Here is a 19251-nt window from a genome sequence, read left to right on the forward strand (position 1 = left end):
GTGTTTGAAGTTATGTGAAGGGACGGTGAAGATGTAGCGTCGCGACCACGCCGCCTTCAGGGCGATTGTGCAAACTAATATCGCCCTGATGTAGACGCGCGACTTCACGAACAAACGCCAGGCCAAGACCACTGCTTTTATGGCCGTCATCCCGCGGCAGCGAGTAAAAGCGTTCAAAGATGCGCTCCAGCGCAAAATCAGGAATTCCGCTACCGTTATCCGTGACGCTCAACCACGCCTCTTCATTACGCATCTCTACCGCCAGGGAAATTTCACCGCCGTACGGGGTAAAGTCAATCGCATTGTCGATAAGATTGCCCAGCGCCTGCCCCAGTAGTTCGCTATCGCCATTCACCGTTACCCCGCTCTCCTGCCAGCGTAAGGTGATGGCCTTCGCCGTCAGCGCAATGTCGCGGTCTTCCGCCAGACGTTGGAAAAGCGCATCAACCGAAACCAACTGCGGCGTTATCTCCAGACGATTTTCCAGCCGCGCCTGCTGCAGCAGTTTTTCCACCAGCAGTTGCATGCGCGTATTCTGCGCAAGAATATTGGCGGTGAAACGCGCGGCGATCTCGGGCGGCGGCGCCTCGCTCAGGATCTCCGCCGCGCCGCGAATGGCCGCCAGAGGGCTTTTGAGTTCATGCGTGAGATCGTAGACATAGTTTTCAATCGCGTTTTTGCCTTCAAGCTTCACGCGCATGCTCTCCAGCGCCTGCGCCAGCTTGCTTAGCTCGCGACTACCGACGTTCGGTAGAGGTAACGGACGCTCGGCGGTCACCGAATCGGCGTAACGAACCAGTTTGCCAATTGAGAAGTTAATCCACCAGACGATCCCGCCGCCGATCAGTAAAGCGATCCCCAACAACGCGCCACCAGCCCACAGGATCCGCCGCTCGCTGCGTTTAATCACCGGCGTCATGGCCAGATTAGGTTTGCCGACGCTCACCACGCCGATGATACGGCCGTTATCCATTACCGGTGCGGCAATGTACATGACTGAGCTATTATCATCATCAGGATCGCTGCGCGTGCTGCGCGCGCCGTACTGGCCGCGTAGGGTCAGCCAGACGTCGTTCCAGCGCGAATAATCCTGGCCCACCGCCTGCCCGCTGGAGTCAAACACCACCTTTCCCTGAGCATCCGTCAGATAGACGCGATACTCATTGCGCATTTTCCTGATACCGCTGATATTGGCGTTGATGGGCTGCTGATTAAGCGACTGAAACGCCTGCGCCAACCGCCCTTGCTGCGGGTTTGCCGAAAGCAGATCATCACGAGCCAGCGCCGCCAGTAGCGTTGCAGTATCGTTAAGCGTGCCTTCCGTTGCCCGACGCACGCCCGGTTTGACTTCCTGCACAAATATTGAGAGCACAAACCACGCGGCAATGGCGACAATCAAAAAATAACCCAGCAGCAGGCGCATCCCGATACGCATCAACAGCCTCCCAGGCTATAGCCCAAACCGCGATGCGTATTAATAGGGTTAACATTCGGATTCACCGCCCGCAGCTTGGCGCGCAGGGTCTTGATATGGGTATCGACGGTGCGATCGATACTCTCGTAGGCATCGCTCCATACCAGTTCCATCAGCTGCTGGCGGGAGAATACGCGACCGGGGGCGTTGATTAGGGTTTTCAGCAGCAGGAATTCGTAACGCGTCAGATTCAACGGTTGGCCAAACCAGCTTATCGCCATCGCCTGCTCATCCAGCAGGAACTCGCCAACGCGCACCACCGGCGAAGGAGCTGAAAATTTCTGTAGCCGACGCAGAACGGTACGTACCCGCGCGCAAACTTCGCGCGGCGAAAATGGTTTGGCGATGTAGTCATCAGCGCCAATTTCCAGTCCCAGCAGCTTATCAACCTCTTCGCTGCGTGCGGTCAGAAACAATAGCGGCAATGCCGGATGGCGCGCCAGCAGTCGTCGGCATAGTTCAAAGCCGCTAATATCGGGCAAACCAACGTCGAGGATCGCTAAATCCGGGATCTGATGCAGCGCCGCATCAAGCGCGGGCAACCCGCGCCCGAAAACGGTCACGTCGAATCCTTCCTGCTGCAGCATGTAAACAAGGGTATCGGCGATACTCTGTTCATCCTCAACTAACCAAATCCGTGGCTGTTGCATTGCGACTCCCGTTTATTTATTCCAGGGCATGATTGGCACGGCGCTGATGGCATTCTTCGGCGAGCCGTCGACCACTTTATCCGAATAGGTCAGATAGACCAGCGCGTTGCGTTTGGCATCATAAAAGCGAACGACCTGCAGTTTTTTGAACACCAGCGAGGTACGTTTCTGGAACACGACATCGCCCTGACTTTTGCCGTTTTTGATCTTGTCCGTCAGCTCAATCGGCCCGACCTGCTGACAGGAGATGGCGGCGTCTGAGGTATCTTCCGCCAGCCCCAACCCGCCTTTAATACCGCCGGTTTTCGCCCGACTGATATAGCAGGTGACGTTCTGTACATCGGGATCGTCGAAGGCTTCGACCACGATTTTGTGATCCGGCCCCAGCCATTTAAATACCGTATCGACGGAGCCGATTTGCTCGGCGTGCGCCAGTTGGCCCGCCGCCAGTAAGAACAACCCTGCTACTAACTTCTTGTATTTCATATTGTTACCATTTCTTAAAATTCCGCTGCGTGATAATCACAAACGCTATGGAAAAGGTTTAAAGATCACAGCTTTACAAAATTACTAACGATATCCACCAGATAATCGCATTTAAAAGCAAAAAAAACACTGAATGCTAAAACATCAAAAAATGCTATTATCCGCTACCTTAATATAGGTACCTGAGTTTAAAGGATGGGGACATTTTATGGATCAAGCTGGGATTATTCGCGATCTCCTGAGCTGGCTGGAAGGTCACCTGGATCAGCCCCTCTCGTTGGATAATGTGGCGGCGAAGGCAGGTTATTCCAAGTGGCATTTGCAACGTATGTTTAAAGACGTCACGGGTCAAGCTATCGGTGCCTATATTCGCGCACGTCGTCTATCAAAATCCGCCGTTGCGCTACGCCTGACCGCACGTCCGATCCTCGACATCGCGCTACAGTACCGCTTCGATTCTCAGCAGACGTTTACCCGCGCCTTTAAAAAACAGTTTAACCTGACCCCCGCGCTCTATCGCCGTTCTGCGGACTGGAGCTCGTTTGGGATGCGTCCGCCGCTACGCCTCGGTGAATTTACCATGCCGAAGCATGAATTCGTGACCCTGAGCACCACGCAACTGGTCGGCGTGACCCAAAGCTATACCTGTAAGCTGGAAGAGATTTCTGAATTCCGTAACCAGATGCGCGTTCAGTTCTGGCGCGAATTCCTCGGCAACGCGCCCAGCATTCCGCCGACGCTGTACGGCCTGCATGAACCGCGTCCAAGCCTGGAAAAAGATGACGAGCAGGAGGTCTTCTACACCACCGCACTGACGCCAGAGCTGGCGAACGGCCACCTGCATAATTCCCATCCGGTGATTCTGGAAGGCGGCGAGTACGTGATGTTCACCTACGAAGGGTTAGGTACTGGGCTGCAGGAGTTTATTCTGACGGTGTACGGCACCTGTATGCCGATGCTCAACCTCACCCGCCGCAAGGGTCTGGATATTGAACGTTTCTATCCGGAAGATGATAACCGGAACCAGGCCACGCCAATTCAGCTGCGCTGCGAGTACCTGATTCCGATTCGTCGTTAACGCTGCAGTTCGTCCATCGCGGGGGCATCGAGATGCGAGACGTCCCCCGCGGTCTCCACCACCCATCCGGACGCCAGCCACGGGCTCTGCTGGTAATCAACGCGTGAAATCGAACAGTTGCGCAGGCGCAAACGACGCTCCGCATAAGCAGGCAGTCCGAGGATCGTACTCACCAGACAGCCCAGCGCCATCCCATGACTCACCAGCAGCGGCCGGCTCCCTGGCGGTAACTCCAGACAAGACGATAGCGCCGCGCGCATACGCTCGCTCAGCTCCTGCATGGATTCGCCCTGCGGAATGCGGCCATCCGGCGTACCGTTGACCAGCTGACGGCGCCAGCCCTCCTCTTCTTCGCTAAGCGAGTCGATATGGCGCTTCTCCAGCACCCCCATATCCAGCTCGCGCAGGCGCGGATCGGTAACGACGCCGCAACCGCAGGCTTCGGCGATAATTTCTGCCGTGCGGCGGGTACGGCCGAGGTCGCTGGCGATAATATGGGTAATCCCCAGCGTTCTGGCGCGCTCGCCAACCTGCCATGCCTGGCGCTCACCGTGAGCGGTCAGCGGACTATCGGACTGGCCTTGAATACGTCGCTCGGCGTTCCACTGCGTTTCACCGTGGCGAACAAGGTATACCTGTAACATGCTTATTTTCCGTTCTGAACCCTTCATCATTCGACGAGCAGCGCGATCGGCTGCCGCCAGAGTGATTTAGAGTATACTGCGATGACGTTAATTAATTCTGAGTTGTTTTGATTATGCACCATGTTGTCTCAGCTACCACTAATCCCGCCAAAATTCAGGCAATTCTGCAGGCTTTTAACGAGATCTTCGGCGAAGGATCCTGCCATATTGAGTCCGTCGCCGTCGAGAGCGGCGTGCCGGAACAACCCTTCGGCAGCGAGGAAACGCGGGCTGGCGCACGAAATCGCGTCGCTAATGCCCGGATCGCACAGCCGGAAGCCGATTTTTGGGTGGCGATCGAAGCCGGGATCGACGAAGGCAGCACCTTCAGTTGGGTAGTGATTGAGAGCCGGCAGCAGCGTGGCGAAGCGCGCTCGGCAACCCTACCGCTGCCGGAGGCGATCCTTGCGCAGGTTCGCGCCGGAGAAGCGCTGGGGCCGGTCATGTCGCAACATACCGGGATCGACCAGATTGGCCGCAAAGAGGGCGCTATCGGCGTCTTTACCGCGGGTAAGCTGACGCGCAGCAGCGTCTACCATCAGGCGGTAGTGCTGGCGCTCAGCCCATTCCATAACGCTATTTATCGTTAAGCAGCGTCTGTTCCAGCCACTGGCGTAGCTCTACCGGTGCCGATTTCAGGCTATTTGAGCCGCGAGTAATCGTGGCAATACCGGCGCCGAGTTCGTTTTTCAGCTCGCGCTGGCTCATCTCGCCGCGCAGCAGCTCTTCAATAATACGCACCCGGGTGCCCAGCGCTTCGCGCTCGTCGGGCGTCAGCATCAGCTGTAGTAACGGCAGGTGAAGATCTTCGGCGTAGGCCTGCTGCAGTAGCGCCACAAAGCGCAGCCACTCCTGATGACGTTGTTCGGCCACTGCCGCTGAATAGGGAGATTGTTGGGTCATGTTACGTCGCCATGTTGAGACGGGCAGCCAGGCTGCCCGTCGAATGTACTCATCAACGAGTACAAAGAATAACATACTTACGGACGATCAGTAACGCTGTCGCCATTCGGCGTCGCTCAGCAAGTTATCCTGCTTGCCCATAAAGTAGCGGTAATAGGCATCGTAAGAGAGGACGTTTTTTACGTACCCGCGGGTTTCCGAGAACGGAATACTCTCGACAAATGCCACCGCATCGATGCGCCCGGCGCTATTGCCCTGCCAGGTGCGTACGCGTCCTGGCCCGGCGTTATAGGCGGCGGAAGCGTAAATACGGTTATTGCCGAACTGCTGGTAGACGTACTGCAGATAGCTGGTACCAATGTTGATATTGGTTTCCGGATCCAGCAGCTGCGACGGGCCGCTATAACCAGGAATGCTGAACATGCTGACGGTATGCGTCGCGGTGCCCGGCATAATCTGCATCAAGCCGCTGGCGCCGACCGGTGAACGCACTTTCGGGTTCCATGCGCTTTCCTGACGCGCAATCGCCATCGCGTAGCTCTGCGGAATATCTTTGCCGCTAATGTAACGTGCGAACAGATCGTTGTACGCCAGCGGGAAGCGCTCTTCCAGTTGATCCCACAATTTACCCGCGATCGTCGCCTGCACGCTGAGATCCCACCAGTGTTGATCAAACGCGTAACGCGCCAGCTGCGCCTGTTGCGATTTGGTCCGGCTGCTCACCAGGTTCGCCCATTCGCTGCGCGCGGTGTTGTCCATGTTCCAGTACATCAGCTCGCGAACGCGCGCCATCTCAGGGCCAGAGGCCAGCGCCGGGTCGATAGTGCCGGAGGCTTTATCAATGCGGAAGGTGTACTCTTCGCCCAGACGTTGAGCAGCAACCATCGGATAGAAGCCGCGCTGCTGCATCAGCGAATGCAGGATCGTCTTCGCTTCGTCATCGCGCCCGCGCTCCAGCAGCAGATCCGCCTGCCAGTAGCGCCACTCGTCTTTTTCTTTCGCCTCCATCGGCAGACGCGCCAGCCAGGTGTTCAGCCCATGACGATCGCCGTTGCCGAGCGCCATACGTACCCGGCGTTCCACCAGCGAGGTTGATTGCGAACGCATTATGGCGTCATCGCGCCACTCCGCCTGCGCTTCGGTCACATCGGTGCCCATCAGGCGCCAGGCGACAATATCGCGCAGCTCCTGGGTTTGATCCTCATTCAACTGCTGCGCCTGCACCAGCGACGGGATCATCAGACGAGCGTTTTCTACATCCTGACGCGCGACGCTGGCAAAAGCGACCGCCGCCATCTGGCGGGTAAAGTCAGTGGCCCCGGTGGTGCGGGCAAAGGTCATCACGCTATTGGGATCGTTAGCTAACGCCACCACTGCCGAAGCGATGCTCTGATAGTTTGACGGCATCTGTTGAGCAAGCACGCGGACCAGACTGGTATTGCCTGCCTTCATCGCCAGACGAATTCGTTCGAGATAGGCCAGCGGATCCTGCTGCCCGGAATCGCGCCACGCGCTGAACAGCGGATCGCAGGCATTTGGCTGGCTCTTGCCGGTTAGCCACAGCTCTTTCGCCCCGCTCCAGGCTTCCTGCGATTGGCCGACGCTGAGTTTGGCGTAGTAGTAGTTACACTGCGCTTCGGTTGTCGCCGGTTTATCCGGGCTGAACGCCAGTAAGCCGCGCCAGTCGGTGCGCCGCGCCAGCTCATTAACAAAGCGTGATTTCAGCGAACGCGCCGCCGGTAGGGTCGGGTTCGCCGCAATGAAATTAGTGACCACCAGCGGCGGCTGGTTCATCAGGTCATCGGTAATTTGTCGATATTGCAGGTAGGGATACAGCGGATAGCTGCTGAGCGTGGGCATCAACTGGTTGACGACATCCATCTGGCGGTTGTCCCACGCCTGTTTAATTTGAGCATAGCGGCTGCGCTGTTCATCCAGTGAATCCGCATGCGCCAGCTGGCTTAGCGTCAGCAGACTCACGCCGGCAGCCAGAAGACGCCATGCCGTAGTTTTGGCTTTTTCCACAAGCTCTTCCTCTAGTTTGGTGCATCACCGCGGCATCGTGCCGCTTCAAAAAATTCAGGTATTGCTTAGTTATGCTAATCAGACAACTGAAAACATGCCATGTCCTGAACATTTTTTTACGCTTCTGTGAATCCTGTCGCCTCGCTGGGATTACCGCGCGAAAAAGGCTACACTTCGCCTTTGAACTATCTATCAGAATAGAAAGAGGCGAAGTCCAACGTGGCTCAATTCGTTTATACCATGCATCGTGTCGGCAAAGTGGTTCCGCCGAAACGTCATATTTTGAAAAATATCTCCCTCAGTTTCTTCCCTGGCGCGAAAATCGGTGTTCTCGGTCTGAACGGCGCCGGTAAATCTACCCTGCTGCGCATCATGGCCGGTATCGACACCGAGATCGAAGGTGAAGCGCGCCCGCAGCCCGGTATCAAAATCGGCTACCTGCCGCAGGAGCCGCAGCTGAATCCGGAGCACACCGTGCGCGAATCCGTTGAAGAAGCGGTCGCCGAAGTGGTTAACGCGCTGAAAGGCCTGGACGAAGTTTATGCCAAATACGCCGAGCCGGATGCCGACTTCGATAAGCTTGCCGCGCAACAGGGCAAGTTCGAAGAGATCATCCAGGCGCACGACGGCCATAACCTGAACGTACAGCTGGAGCGTGCGGCTGATGCCCTGCGCCTGCCGGACTGGGATGCGAAGATCGCCACTCTTTCCGGTGGTGAACGCCGCCGCGTCGCGCTGTGCCGTCTGCTGCTGGAAAAACCAGACATGCTGCTGCTCGACGAACCGACCAACCACCTCGACGCCGAATCCGTCGCCTGGCTGGAACGCTTCCTGCACGATTTCGAAGGCACCGTGGTGGCGATTACCCACGACCGTTACTTCCTCGATAACGTCGCCGGCTGGATCCTCGAACTTGACCGCGGCGAAGGTATTCCGTGGGAAGGCAACTACTCCTCCTGGCTGGAGCAGAAAGATCAGCGTCTGGCGCAAGAAGCTTCTCAGGAAGCCGCACGCCGCAAATCTATCGAGAAAGAACTCGAGTGGGTTCGCCAGGGCGCGAAAGGCCGTCAGTCTAAGGGCAAAGCCCGTCTGGCGCGCTTTGAAGAGCTTAACAACGTCGAATACCAGAAACGTAACGAGACCAACGAACTGTTCATTCCGCCAGGAGCGCGTCTGGGCGATAAAGTTCTGGAAGTCAGCAATCTGCGCAAATCTTACGGCGACCGCGTACTGATTGACGATCTGAGCTTCTCCGTACCGAAAGGCGCTATCGTTGGTATCATCGGTCCGAACGGCGCGGGTAAATCCACCCTGTTCCGCATGATGTCCGGCCAGGAACAGCCTGATTCCGGCACCATCACGCTGGGTGAAACCGTTAAACTGGCTTCCGTCGATCAGTTCCGCGACGCGATGGACAACAGCAAAACCGTTTGGGAAGAAGTGTCCGGCGGACTGGATATCATGAAGATCGGCAACACCGAGATGCCAAGCCGCGCCTACGTTGGCCGCTTTAACTTCAAAGGCGTCGACCAGGGCAAACGCGTTGGCGAACTGTCCGGTGGTGAGCGTGGTCGTCTGCACCTGGCGAAGCTGTTGCAGGTCGGCGGTAACGTCCTGCTGCTCGATGAACCAACCAACGACCTGGATATCGAAACCCTGCGCGCGCTGGAAAACGCCCTGCTGGAGTTCCCGGGTTGCGCCATGGTTATCTCGCACGACCGCTGGTTCCTTGACCGTATCGCGACCCACATTCTGGATTACCAGGATGAAGGTAAAGTTGAGTTCTTCGAAGGTAACTTTACCGAGTACGAAGAGTACAAGAAACGCACCCTCGGCGCCGATGCACTGGAACCGAAGCGTATCAAGTACAAACGCATTGCCAAGTAATCTGTAAGTGCCGGATGGCGCTACGCTTATCCGGCCTACCAGGCGTGTAGCACTTGTAGGCCGGATAAGGCGTTTACGCCGCCATCCGGCAAAAAGCCTACCCCTGCTCGCCCATCAACTGCTTCACCAGCTCAACGCAGCGCAGGAACCGGGCATCGTAATCCGACTCTTCCACGTGGACAAATTCGATCTCGTTTTCTTTCAGCAGCGACACCAGCAGCGTCTGAAACTCTTTGCGATCTACCGAACTGCCGAGGCTACGCAGCCCATCGGCTACCCACGGCGTGTTGTTTTCCAGCAGGATCACCAGATCAAAGCGATATTCATCGATTAACGCCTGCACGAACGGATGTTCGCGGCCTTCGTACTTCAGGCAGAAGGCCTGAGTGCTGACGAAGTCGGTATCGATAAACGCCACCTTATTGGCGTATTTCACCGCGAAATCAATGTACTGTGCGTGCCCCAGCGCGATTTTATCGTAATCGGAATACTGCAACGCCATTTCATCGCCGCCGAGGTGTGAGAAGACGTAATCGCGGCCATACTCCCAGGCGCTGGTAGTATTGAAGATATTGGCGAGCTTATTCACCAGCGTCGATTTACCGCTCGACTCGCCGCCGAGGATCGCCACCGTACGCACAAAGAACGGCTTTACCTCAGTCGGAATATATTCCCAATAGCGGAACGGGTTTTCGCGGATCTGGCCGCCGCTGATACTCATGAAGGTTCGCTTCGGATCGATAAGCACGGTTTCGATCCCCAGATGCTCCAGATACTGCGGCGCATCGGCCTCTTCTGAGGTATAAATCCAGTTTGGCTCGATTCCCTTTTCACTCATGAAGGCGCGGATCCCACGGCTCCAGACATCCCAGCCGTGCGGGTACGGCTCCATCCCCTCTTCATTGAAGGCATGGATGCGAATGTTTTTTTGATATTTAAAGGTTTGCAGCAGCCAGCGCAGACGATCGGGAACCGTCGGCTGTTGCGACATGGCACTCTCCTCGAACAGCTCGCGGTCACGAGTGTCGTCATAGCCCATGATGATATGAAGCTCATCGACTTGGCTACAGGCGCGCTGAATCAGGTAAATATGCCCGGTATGCAGCGGATAAAATTTACCAAAAACCACCCCGACGCTTTTTTGTTTGCGCGGGAATTCAAGGCCGAGAAAGCGGTGTAACGCTTCGAGTTTCTGGGCGCTCGGGCTTTTGATTTTCGCGTTTAATAGCTGACTGAGATAACCTTTGGTCATCCCGCTGGCTTCCGCCACCTGCTGCAGCGTACAACCCTTTTGCTTAATGGCGTTTTTCAGATAGTCGAATGACGACATAGTTTATGCGTGCCTCCTGCAAACTCGGGTTTGCTACCCGTCATACCCTAAAGTATGACGGGTATCATTATAAGTCGTCAAAAACGCTCAGCGCATCGGCCAGTTTTTTCACGCCAAAGATTTGCATCCCTTCCGGCGCTTTTTTGGGCACATTGGCCGCTGGTACGATGGCGCGACGGAACCCATGTTTCGCCGCCTCGGAAATGCGCTCCTGGCCGCTTGGCACCGGGCGAATTTCACCGGCTAATCCGACTTCGCCAAAAACCACCAGATCCTGCGGCAACGGACGATCGCGCAGGCTCGAGACCATCGCCAGCAGCAGCGCCAGGTCGGCGCTGGTTTCAGTGACTTTGACCCCGCCAACCACGTTGACGAAGACGTCCTGATCGGCCATCTGCAGGCCGCCATGACGGTGCAGCACCGCCAGAAGGATCGCCAGACGGTTCTGTTCCAGGCCTACCGCTACGCGACGCGGATTAGACATCATCGAGTGATCGACCAGCGCCTGAATCTCAACCAGCAGCGGGCGGGTGCCTTCCCATACCACCATGACCGAGCTGCCGGAGGTGACTTCATCGCCGCGGCTGAGGAAGATAGCGGAGGGGTTGCTGACTTCGCGCAGGCCCTGCTCGGTCATCGCAAAGACGCCAAGTTCGTTGACCGCGCCAAAGCGGTTTTTATGGCTGCGCAACGTGCGGAAACGGGAATCGGCATCGCCGTCCAGCAGCACCGAGCAGTCAATACAGTGTTCCAGTACTTTCGGACCGGCCAGCGAGCCATCTTTGGTGACGTGGCCGACCATCACAATCGCCACGCCGCGAGTTTTGGCAAAGCGCGTCAAATAGGCCGCAGTTTCACGTACCTGGGCCACGCTCCCCGGCGACGACTGGACATCAGCCATATGCATCACCTGGATGGAGTCGATGACCATCAGCTGCGGCTTTTCTTCATCGGCAATCTGGCAAATTTGCTCGATGCTGGTCTCCGAGAGCATATTCAGATTCGCCGTCGGCAGCCCGAGACGATGCGCGCGCATCGCTACCTGCTGCAGGGATTCTTCCCCGGTGACGTACAGCGTTTTCATCCCTTCGGCCAGCTTACAAAGAGTTTGCAGCAGCAGCGTCGATTTCCCGGCGCCGGGGTTACCGCCGATCAGAATGGCGCTGCCCGGCACGACGCCGCCGCCGAGTACGCGGTCGAACTCTTTAAATCCGGTGGAGAAACGCGGCAGCGCCTCCAGGCTTATCTCCGACAGCTTCTGTACCTTCGACACGCCGGCATTCCCGGCGTAGCCTGACAGACGCTCGTTTCTCGCCACCTGCGGCGAGGCGGCGATGCGCATCTCGGTGATGGTGTTCCAGGCATGGCAGGCGCTGCACTGCCCCTGCCAGCGCGGATAATCCGCACCACATTCATTACAGACAAATGCGCGTTTTGGAGCTTTCGCCACGTTAACCTCTTACTTTTGATTCATGCTGCCGGAGAGAATACAGAATACCCCCATCAGGTCAGCGTGGCGGATGGTGACTTCCGCCTGTTCATTGACTTTTGGTTTCGCATGATAGGCAATGCCGAGACCTGCCGCCTTGATCATCGGCAGGTCGTTGGCGCCATCGCCAATCGCCACGGTTTGCGCCGACGGAATTTCATATTTTTCCGCCAGTTTACGCAGAGTATTGGCTTTATATTTGGCGTCGACGATGTCGCCGATCACGTTGCCGGTGAGCTTGCCGTCCATAATTTCCAGCTCGTTGGCGAATACCGCGTCGAGATGCAGCTTATCGCGCAGATATTCGGCAAAGAAGGTAAAGCCGCCGGAGGCGATGGCCACCTTCCAGCCCAGCGTTTCCAGCTTCAGCACCAGTTGGGTCAGCCCCGGCATCAGCGGCAGCGCTTCCCGCACCTGCAGCAGAATGTTCGCGTCGGCGTCTTTCAGAGTGGCGACGCGCTGGCGCAGGCTGGCGGTGAAGTCGAGCTCGCCGCGCATCGCGCGCTCGGTCACTTCCGAGACCAGTTCGCCGGTGCCGGCAAGCTTAGCGATTTCATCGATACATTCGATCTGAATCGCCGTGGAATCCATATCCATCACCAGCAGGCCCGGCGTGCGCAGATGTGGGATTTTGCCCAGCGGCGCGACGTCCAGCCCGGCCTCGTGGGCCAGGCGCGTGGCGCGCTGCGTCAGCGAACCCGCCAGGCGAATCACCTGATAGTCTTCCACGACCCAGGAAGAGACGATAACCAGCGCCGCGCCGAGCTCGCGCTGCCACGCCGTCAGCCGACGTTTATCGAGACCGCGACCATACAGCAGCCAGCCGCTGCGCCCGGCGTGATAATCCAGCGGCATGACCTCGTCGCCGCTCAGGGAAAGCGGCAACCCAGGCCACAAGGAAACATCTTCGGGCAGGTCGCACCAGGTCAAACTGTTAGGCATTACGGCTCCACATCTCTTCATTCAGGCGAGGAAAATAACGCATGAGGCTACCTTGTAACCAGCGCTTCTGGCAACATTAAGCTGCAAATTTTCAAAGGTGGAATATGGTACGAGCAAAACTGAAATTCCGACTGCATCGCGCCGTCATTGTTCTGATCTGTCTCGCGCTTCTCGTCGCGCTGATGCAGGGCGCCTCGTGGTTCAGTCAGAATAGCCAAAAGCAGCGTAATCCGCAGTTGGAAGAGCTGGCGCGAACGCTGGCGCAGCAGGTTACGCTGAACCTGGCGCCGCTGATGCGCAGCGAAACGCCCGACGAAAAGCGCATTACCCGCCTGCTAGAACAGCTGACGGACAAAAGCCGGGTGCTCGATGCCGGAGTATATGATGAACAAGGCGATTTGGTGGCCCGCTCCGGCGAAAGCGTCGATGTGCGCGACCGCCTGGCGCTGGATGGTAAAAAAGCCGGCGGCTACTTTAACCAGCAAATCGTCGAGCCGATCCTCGGCAAAAACGGCCCGGTCGGCTATCTGCGCCTGACGCTGGATACCCACACGTTGGCCACCGAGGCGAAACAGGTGGATAATACCACCAATATCTTACGCCTGATGCTGCTGTTGTCGCTGGCCATCGGCGTGGTGCTGACCCGTACGTTGCTGCAGGGCAAACGTACCCGCTGGCAGCAATCGCCCTTCCTGCTCACCGCCAATAAGCCCGTCCAGGACGAAGATAAAGATTAATCAGACAAGGATATCCTATGCCGACGCTCCGCCTGTTGCTCTCCGACTCCTACGACCCCTGGTTTAACCTCGCGGTCGAGGAGTGTATTTTCCGCCAGATGCCAGCCACCCAACGAGTGCTGTTTCTGTGGCGCAACGCTGACACCGTGGTGATTGGCCGCGCGCAGAACCCGTGGAAGGAGTGCAATACCCGGCGCATGGAAGAAGATAACGTACGGCTGGCCCGGCGCAGCAGCGGCGGCGGCGCGGTATTCCACGACCTCGGCAATACCTGCTTTACCTTTATGGCGGGCAAACCGGAATACGACAAAACCGTTTCTACCGCTATCGTGCTGGCGGCGTTGAATTCGCTTGGCGTGACCGCCGAGGCTTCCGGGCGCAACGATCTGGTCGTGAAAACCGACAATGGCGACCGCAAGGTTTCCGGATCCGCCTATCGCGAAACGATGGACCGCGGTTTTCATCATGGCACCCTGCTGCTAAACGCCGACTTAAGCCGTCTCGCCAACTATCTTAATCCGGACAAAAAAAAGCTGCAGGCCAAGGGCATTACCTCGGTACGCGGGCGCGTAGCGAACCTGGTTGAACTCCTGCCGGGCATTACCCATCAGCAGATTTGCGAAGCCATTCAGGAGGCATTCTTCAGCCATTACGGCGAGCGGGTAGAGGCGGAAGTCATTTCGCCGGACAACACGCCGGATCTGCCGAATTTTGCCGAGACCTTCGCCCGCCAGAGCAGCTGGGAGTGGAACTTCGGCCAGGCGCCCGCTTTCTCCCACCTGTTGGATGAGCGCTTTCGCTGGGGCGGCGTCGAGCTGCATTTTGACGTCGAGAAGGGCCATATCACCCGCGCCCAGGCTTTTACCGATAGCCTGAACCCGGCGCCGCTCGAGGCGTTGGCGGCACGATTAGTCGGTTGTCAGTATCGGGCGGAAATATTACAGCAGCAGTGTGAGGCGCTGCTCGCTGATTTCCCTGAGCAGGAAGCGGAACTGAAAGAACTGTCGGCGTGGCTGGCCGGCGCGGTGCGCTAATAAAAAAGCCCGCTGCGCTTAGCGGGCCTGGAAACCGTAGGCCGGGTCAGGCGAAGCCGCCACCCGGCACAACAGGTCTTACTCTTTATCACCCAGCAGTACGGATTCCAGCGCGATTTTGATCATATCGTTGAAGGTGGTCTGACGCTCAGCGGCAGTGGTCTGCTCGTGAGTGCGGATATGATCGGAAACGGTGCAGATGGTCAGCGCTTTCGCACCGAACTCAGCCGCTACGCCATAAATGCCGGCCGCTTCCATTTCCACGCCCAGAATGCCGTATTTTTCCATCACGTCGAACATAGACGGATCCGGCGTATAGAACAGATCAGCGGAGAAGATGTTGCCAACGCGCGCGTCAACGCCCAGCGCCTTCGCCGCGTCTACCGCGTTACGCACCATGCCGAAATCGGCAATCGCCGCGAAGTCGTGGTCTTTGAAACGCAGACGGTTGACTTTAGAGTCGGTGCACGCGCCCATGCCGATAACCACATCACGCAGTTTGACATCTTCACGTACCGCGCCGCAGGAGCCGACGCGGATGATTTTCTTCACGCCGAAATCGGTGATCAGCTCTTTGGTGTAGATAGAGCAGGATGGGATCCCCATACCGTGGCCCATCACGGAGATTTTGCGGCCTTTGTAGGTACCGGTGAAGCCCAGCATGCCGCGCACGTTGTTCACTTCACGCACGTCTTCGAGGAAGGTTTCTGCAATGTGCTTCGCGCGCAGCGGATCGCCCGGCATCAAAACTACGTCAGCAAAATCGCCCATTTCTGCGTTAATGTGTGGGGTGGCCATCGTTTTATCCTTATATAAATTGTTCGGGCCTGATGGCGGCTACGCCTTATCAGGCCTACAAAACGTATTCAAATACCCTAAGGATTTCGCGTTGTAGGCAGACGACGAATTCGTGAATCCCCGGGAGCATAGATTAACTATGTGACCGGGGTGAGCGAATGAAGTCAACGCATCTACAGCGCGAAAGACAACGGGTATTACAGCATGTTTTTACCGTATTCCATTGGCGACGTACCAAAGTATGTCGCCAGCGTCTGGCCGATATCGGCGAAAGTTTCGCGGTGGCCTAACGAACCCGGTTTCACTTTCGGGCCGTACACCAGCACCGGAATGTGTTCGCGGGTGTGGTCGGTACCGGTCCAGGTCGGGTCGCAGCCGTGGTCGGCGGTGAGGATCAGAATGTCGTCTTCCCCAACCAGCTCCATCAGCTCCGGCAGACGACGGTCGAACAGCTCCAGACCCGCCGCGTAGCCAGCGACGTCGCGACGGTGGCCCCAGGAGGAGTCAAAATCGACAAAGTTAGTGAAGACGATAGTCTCGTCGCCCGCTTCCTTCATCTCTTTGATGGTCGCGTCGAACAACGCGTCCAGCCCGGTGGCTTTCACTTTCTTAGTGATGCCGCAGTTGGCGTAGATGTCGGCGATTTTACCCACGGAAACCACGTGGCCGTTTTTCTCGTCGACCAGCTTCTGCAGCACGGTCGGCGCCGGCGGCTCGACCGCCAGATCGTGACGGTTACCGGTACGCTGGAAGTTACCGGCTTTGTCGCCAACAAACGGACGAGCAATCACGCGGCCAATGTTATAGCCGCCTTCGGTCAGCTCTTCACGGGCGATTTCGCACAGCTCATACAGCTTGTCGAGGCCGAAAGTCTCTTCGTGACAGGCGATCTGGAACACCGAGTCAGCAGAGGTATAGAAAATCGGTTTCCCGGTTTTCATATGCTCTTCACCCAGTTGGTCCAGAATCACGGTACCGGAAGAGTGGCAATTGCCGAGATAGCCCGGCAGGTTCGCGCGCTTAACCAGTTTATCCAGCAGTTCCTGCGGGAAGCTGTTCTCGTGATCGCTGAAGTAGCCCCAGTCAAACAGCACCGGCACGCCGGCGATTTCCCAGTGGCCAGACGGCGTATCTTTACCAGAAGAGAGTTCATGCGCCCAGGCATAGGCGCCAACAACTTCGGCATTACCGTCCATACCGGCGGCAATTTTACCGGTAGAACCTTCATGCGCTTTCACCAGACCCAGACGGGTCAGGTTAGGTAAATTCAACGGGCCTTTACGACCATTGTCAGCTTCACCTTTGGCGCAGGCTTCTGCAATGTGGCCCAGGGTATCGGCGCCAACATCGCCAAAGCGGTCAGCGTCTTCCGTTGCGCCAATCCCAAAGGAGTCCAGCACCATAATAAATGCACGTTTCATCTTGTTCTCCATACATCATGCGCTGCAAAAAAGCGATCAGATCAGTATATCGCTACTTGGTGATACGGCGATAGACCGTCGGTGTAATTTCTGGGGCGTGGGCGTCCAGTTTTATTGCCGCTTTCACGGCTTTAGCCGCTTCCTGCCAGCTCGATTCATCTTTCGCATGAATCACCGCCAGCGGACGTTCGCCATCAACTTTATCGCCAAGGCGCGCCATATCGGTAAAGCCAACGCTGTAGTCAATAGTATCGGAAGCCTGGCGACGACCGCCGCCCATCGACACCACCGCCATCCCCAGCGCGCGGGTATCCATTTCAGAGACAAATCCGGCGCCTTCAGCATAGACCGCTTTGCTCAGCATTGCCGTCGGCAGGTATTTCGCATAGTTTTCGACAAAGTCGCTCGGCCCCTTCTGCGCCGCCACCATGCGGCCAAAGACTTCTGCCGCTTTACCGTTATCCAGCACCGCCTGCAATTTCGCGCGCGCCTCGGCGTCATCCGCCGCCAGCTTGCCGGAAATCAGCATTTCCACGCACAGCGCCATGGTGACGTCGTACAGGCGCGGGTTGCGGTATTCGCCGGTCAGGAACTGTACCGCTTCGCGAACTTCAACGGCGTTACCCGCGCTGGAGGCCAGCACCTGGTTCATATCCGTTAACAGTGCGGTCGTGCGCACGCCGGCGCCGTTGGAGACGCCAACGATCGCTTCGGCAAGCGCTTCTGAAAGCTCATAAGTCGGCATAAAGGCGCCGCTGCCGACTTTAACGTCCATCACCAGCGCGTCCAGACCTTCCGCCAGTTTCTTGGCCAGAATAGACGCGGTAATCAGCGGGATGGAATCCACCGTCGCGGTAATATCGCGGGTGGCATAGAAACGTTTGTCAGCCGGCGCGAGCGAGCTGGTCTGCCCGATAATCGCCACGCCGACATCTTTAATAATTTCGCGGAAACGCGCGTCGTCCGGGAAAATATCAAAACCCGGGATCGCTTCCAGTTTATCAAGCGTACCGCCGGTATGGCCGAGACCACGCCCGGAGATCATCGGTACGTAACCGCCGCAGGCGGCAACCATTGGCCCCAGCATCAGCGAGGTGACGTCACCCACGCCGCCGGTCGAGTGTTTATCGACGATCGGGCCGTTGAGGTTAAGGCTTTTCCAGTCGAGAACGGTTCCTGAATCCCGCATCGCCATGGTCAGCGAGACACGTTCCGGCATAGACATATCATGGAAGAAGATGGTCATCGCCAGCGCGGCGATCTGTCCTTCAGAGATAGTATTATCGCGGATACCGTTGATGAAAAAGCGAATTTCTTCATCGCTTAATACATGACCATCACGTTTTTTACGAATAATTTCTTGTGCGAGAAACACGGTAACCTCCCAAATAGTATAAATTGCCGGATGGCGGCGCGAGCGCCTTATCCGGCCTACAGGCATCCATTCGTAGGCCGGATAAGCGCAGCACCATCCGGCGTATCAAGGGATTAGTAGCTGCTGGCGCTCTTACCGTCGCCGTGACCCAGGGCTTTCAGCAGGCTAGCCAACAGGCTGGATGCGCCGAAACGGTAGTGACGGGAATCGGCCCAGTCGGCGCCGAACAGTTCATCAGCAATCGCCAGGAACTGTTGCGCATCTTCCGCGCTGCGCACGCCGCCGGCAGGTTTAAAGCCAACGGTTTTCTCAACGCCCATATCGCGGATCACTTCCATCATGATGCGCGCGCTTTCCGGCGTCGCATTCACCGGCACTTTACCGGTAGAAGTTTTGATGAAATCCGCGCCCGCTTTAATAGAGATTTCAGACGCCTTACGAATCAGCGCTTCTTCTTTCAGTTCGCCGGTTTCGATGATCACTTTCAGCAGCACATTCGCCGCCGCACAGGCTTCTTTACAGGCTTTCACCAGATCAAAACCCACCTGCTCGTTACCCGCGATCAGCGCGCGGTACGGGAAAACCACATCCACTTCATCCGCGCCATAAGCGATTGCCGCGCGGGTTTCCGCCAGCGCGATATCGATATCGTCATTACCATGCGGGAAGTTAGTCACCGTCGCGATGCGGATATCCGGCGTTCCTTGTTCGTTCAGCGTCTTACGGGCAATCGGGATAAAACGCGGGTAGATGCAGACCGCAGCGGTATTTCCCACCGGCGTTTTCGCCTGATGACACAGAGCGATCACCTTCTCATTGGTGTCGTCATCGTTCAGGGTGGTCAGATCCATCAGTTTCAACGCGCGCAGGCTGCTTGCTTTCAAATCAGTCATTTCATACTCCGACGGCGTATTGCCGGTTCAATAGTTTGTTCACCTT

At 57.0% G+C, this 19251-nt stretch carries 18 protein-coding genes; 5 read left to right on the forward strand and 13 right to left on the reverse strand.

The annotated features are described in order from the left end of the window. Window positions 1–10 precede the first annotated feature (10 nt). Genes creC through creA form a run of 3 tightly spaced genes read right to left on the reverse strand, consistent with a single transcriptional unit; the run spans window position 11 to window position 2610 of the window. Window positions 11–1435 (reverse strand): two-component system sensor histidine kinase CreC, encoded by a 1425-nt coding sequence (gene creC, locus AC2CGP_RS21575; protein ID WP_015368365.1) that lies wholly within the window; start codon window positions 1433–1435, stop codon window positions 11–13. Further along, window positions 1435–2124 (reverse strand): two-component system response regulator CreB, encoded by a 690-nt coding sequence (gene creB / locus AC2CGP_RS21580; protein WP_015368366.1) that lies wholly within the window; start codon window positions 2122–2124, stop codon window positions 1435–1437. The genes creC and creB overlap by 1 nt, the downstream gene beginning before the upstream one ends. Before the next feature lie 12 nt (window positions 2125–2136). After that, window positions 2137–2610 (reverse strand): protein CreA, encoded by a 474-nt coding sequence (creA, locus tag AC2CGP_RS21585; protein ID WP_020079661.1) that lies wholly within the window; start codon window positions 2608–2610, stop codon window positions 2137–2139. 208 nt (window positions 2611–2818) lie between these two features. Here creA and robA point away from each other — a divergent pair, with 208 nt between their 5' ends. Next, complete coding sequence (robA, locus tag AC2CGP_RS21590; protein ID WP_020079662.1) at window positions 2819–3688, forward strand: MDR efflux pump AcrAB transcriptional activator RobA; 870 nt, start codon at window positions 2819–2821, stop codon at window positions 3686–3688. On the opposite strand, the gene gpmB is transcribed toward robA, so the two are convergent. Further along, window positions 3685–4332 (reverse strand): 2,3-diphosphoglycerate-dependent phosphoglycerate mutase GpmB, encoded by a 648-nt coding sequence (gpmB, locus tag AC2CGP_RS21595; RefSeq protein ID WP_015368369.1) that lies wholly within the window; start codon window positions 4330–4332, stop codon window positions 3685–3687. The two genes, robA and gpmB, sit on opposite strands and share 4 nt — an antisense overlap. Window positions 4333–4445: 113 nt before the next feature. Here gpmB and yjjX point away from each other — a divergent pair, with 113 nt between their 5' ends. Then, window positions 4446–4961 (forward strand): inosine/xanthosine triphosphatase, encoded by a 516-nt coding sequence (gene yjjX / locus AC2CGP_RS21600; protein ID WP_015704327.1) that lies wholly within the window; start codon window positions 4446–4448, stop codon window positions 4959–4961. On the opposite strand, the gene trpR is transcribed toward yjjX, so the two are convergent. Beyond that, entirely contained in the window at window positions 4948–5274 is a 327-nt protein-coding gene (gene trpR / locus AC2CGP_RS21605; RefSeq protein WP_015368371.1) for a trp operon repressor, read from the reverse strand. The two genes, yjjX and trpR, sit on opposite strands and share 14 nt — an antisense overlap. A gap of 87 nt (window positions 5275–5361) precedes the next feature. Continuing rightward, window positions 5362–7299 (reverse strand): murein transglycosylase, encoded by a 1938-nt coding sequence (gene sltY / locus AC2CGP_RS21610; protein WP_045388805.1) that lies wholly within the window; start codon window positions 7297–7299, stop codon window positions 5362–5364. Between the two features lie 219 nt (window positions 7300–7518). On the opposite strand from sltY, the gene ettA reads away from it, so the two are divergent. Beyond that, window positions 7519–9186, forward strand: coding sequence for an energy-dependent translational throttle protein EttA (ettA, locus tag AC2CGP_RS21615; protein ID WP_015704325.1), 1668 nt, complete (start codon window positions 7519–7521; stop codon window positions 9184–9186). Window positions 9187–9283: 97 nt separating this feature from the next. Here ettA and nadR read toward each other — a convergent pair whose 3' ends face one another. The 3 genes from nadR to serB all read right to left on the reverse strand — a co-directional run bounded on the left by nadR (window position 9284) and on the right by serB (window position 12947). Then, window positions 9284–10516 carry a multifunctional transcriptional regulator/nicotinamide-nucleotide adenylyltransferase/ribosylnicotinamide kinase NadR gene (gene nadR / locus AC2CGP_RS21620; protein ID WP_015368374.1) on the reverse strand — a complete coding sequence of 411 codons (1233 nt, stop codon included), beginning with the start codon at window positions 10514–10516 and terminating at the stop codon, window positions 9284–9286. Window positions 10517–10583: 67 nt separating this feature from the next. Then, entirely contained in the window at window positions 10584–11966 is a 1383-nt protein-coding gene (gene radA, locus AC2CGP_RS21625; RefSeq protein ID WP_015368375.1) for a DNA repair protein RadA, read from the reverse strand. Between the two features lie 9 nt (window positions 11967–11975). Next, entirely contained in the window at window positions 11976–12947 is a 972-nt protein-coding gene (serB, locus tag AC2CGP_RS21630; RefSeq protein WP_015368376.1) for a phosphoserine phosphatase, read from the reverse strand. Between the two features lie 104 nt (window positions 12948–13051). On the opposite strand from serB, the gene AC2CGP_RS21635 reads away from it, so the two are divergent. Further along, entirely contained in the window at window positions 13052–13684 is a 633-nt protein-coding gene (locus tag AC2CGP_RS21635) for a YtjB family periplasmic protein (protein WP_015368377.1), read from the forward strand. Between the two features lie 17 nt (window positions 13685–13701). After that, on the forward strand, window positions 13702–14718 hold the full coding sequence (gene lplA / locus AC2CGP_RS21640) for a lipoate--protein ligase (protein ID WP_045388808.1): 1017 nt from the start codon (window positions 13702–13704) through the stop codon (window positions 14716–14718). A gap of 78 nt (window positions 14719–14796) precedes the next feature. Here the strand turns inward: lplA and deoD are convergent, their stop codons facing one another. The 4 genes from deoD to deoC form a co-directional block, all read right to left on the reverse strand. Next, on the reverse strand, window positions 14797–15516 hold the full coding sequence (gene deoD / locus AC2CGP_RS21645; RefSeq protein WP_002887789.1) for a purine-nucleoside phosphorylase: 720 nt from the start codon (window positions 15514–15516) through the stop codon (window positions 14797–14799). Window positions 15517–15713: 197 nt separating this feature from the next. Then, window positions 15714–16937 carry a phosphopentomutase gene (deoB, locus tag AC2CGP_RS21650; protein WP_015368379.1) on the reverse strand — a complete coding sequence of 408 codons (1224 nt, stop codon included), beginning with the start codon at window positions 16935–16937 and terminating at the stop codon, window positions 15714–15716. Window positions 16938–16989: 52 nt separating this feature from the next. Further along, window positions 16990–18312 (reverse strand): thymidine phosphorylase, encoded by a 1323-nt coding sequence (gene deoA, locus AC2CGP_RS21655; RefSeq protein WP_015368380.1) that lies wholly within the window; start codon window positions 18310–18312, stop codon window positions 16990–16992. 113 nt (window positions 18313–18425) lie between these two features. Beyond that, window positions 18426–19205 (reverse strand): deoxyribose-phosphate aldolase, encoded by a 780-nt coding sequence (gene deoC / locus AC2CGP_RS21660; protein WP_015368381.1) that lies wholly within the window; start codon window positions 19203–19205, stop codon window positions 18426–18428. Window positions 19206–19251: the final 46 nt, after the last annotated feature.

Source organism: Klebsiella sp. SYXHC3, from assembly GCF_057196925.1.

Excerpts from the sequence above, each read along its gene's own strand:
- creC (WP_015368365.1), bottom strand. The coding sequence starts at position 1,435 with ATGCGTATCGGGATGCGCCTGCTGCTGGGTTATTTTTTGATTGTCGCC.
- creB (WP_015368366.1), bottom strand. The coding sequence starts at position 2,124 with ATGCAACAGCCACGGATTTGGTTAGTTGAGGATGAACAGAGTATCGCC.
- creA (WP_020079661.1), bottom strand. The coding sequence starts at position 2,610 with ATGAAATACAAGAAGTTAGTAGCAGGGTTGTTCTTACTGGCGGCGGGC.
- robA (WP_020079662.1), top strand. The coding sequence starts at position 2,819 with ATGGATCAAGCTGGGATTATTCGCGATCTCCTGAGCTGGCTGGAAGGT.
- gpmB (WP_015368369.1), bottom strand. The coding sequence starts at position 4,332 with ATGTTACAGGTATACCTTGTTCGCCACGGTGAAACGCAGTGGAACGCC.
- yjjX (WP_015704327.1), top strand. The coding sequence starts at position 4,446 with ATGCACCATGTTGTCTCAGCTACCACTAATCCCGCCAAAATTCAGGCA.
- trpR (WP_015368371.1), bottom strand. The coding sequence starts at position 5,274 with ATGACCCAACAATCTCCCTATTCAGCGGCAGTGGCCGAACAACGTCAT.
- nadR (WP_015368374.1), bottom strand. The coding sequence starts at position 10,516 with ATGTCGTCATTCGACTATCTGAAAAACGCCATTAAGCAAAAGGGTTGT.
- serB (WP_015368376.1), bottom strand. The coding sequence starts at position 12,947 with ATGCCTAACAGTTTGACCTGGTGCGACCTGCCCGAAGATGTTTCCTTG.
- AC2CGP_RS21635 (WP_015368377.1), top strand. The coding sequence starts at position 13,052 with ATGGTACGAGCAAAACTGAAATTCCGACTGCATCGCGCCGTCATTGTT.
- lplA (WP_045388808.1), top strand. The coding sequence starts at position 13,702 with ATGCCGACGCTCCGCCTGTTGCTCTCCGACTCCTACGACCCCTGGTTT.
- deoD (WP_002887789.1), bottom strand. The coding sequence starts at position 15,516 with ATGGCCACCCCACACATTAACGCAGAAATGGGCGATTTTGCTGACGTA.
- deoB (WP_015368379.1), bottom strand. The coding sequence starts at position 16,937 with ATGAAACGTGCATTTATTATGGTGCTGGACTCCTTTGGGATTGGCGCA.
- deoC (WP_015368381.1), bottom strand. The coding sequence starts at position 19,205 with ATGACTGATTTGAAAGCAAGCAGCCTGCGCGCGTTGAAACTGATGGAT.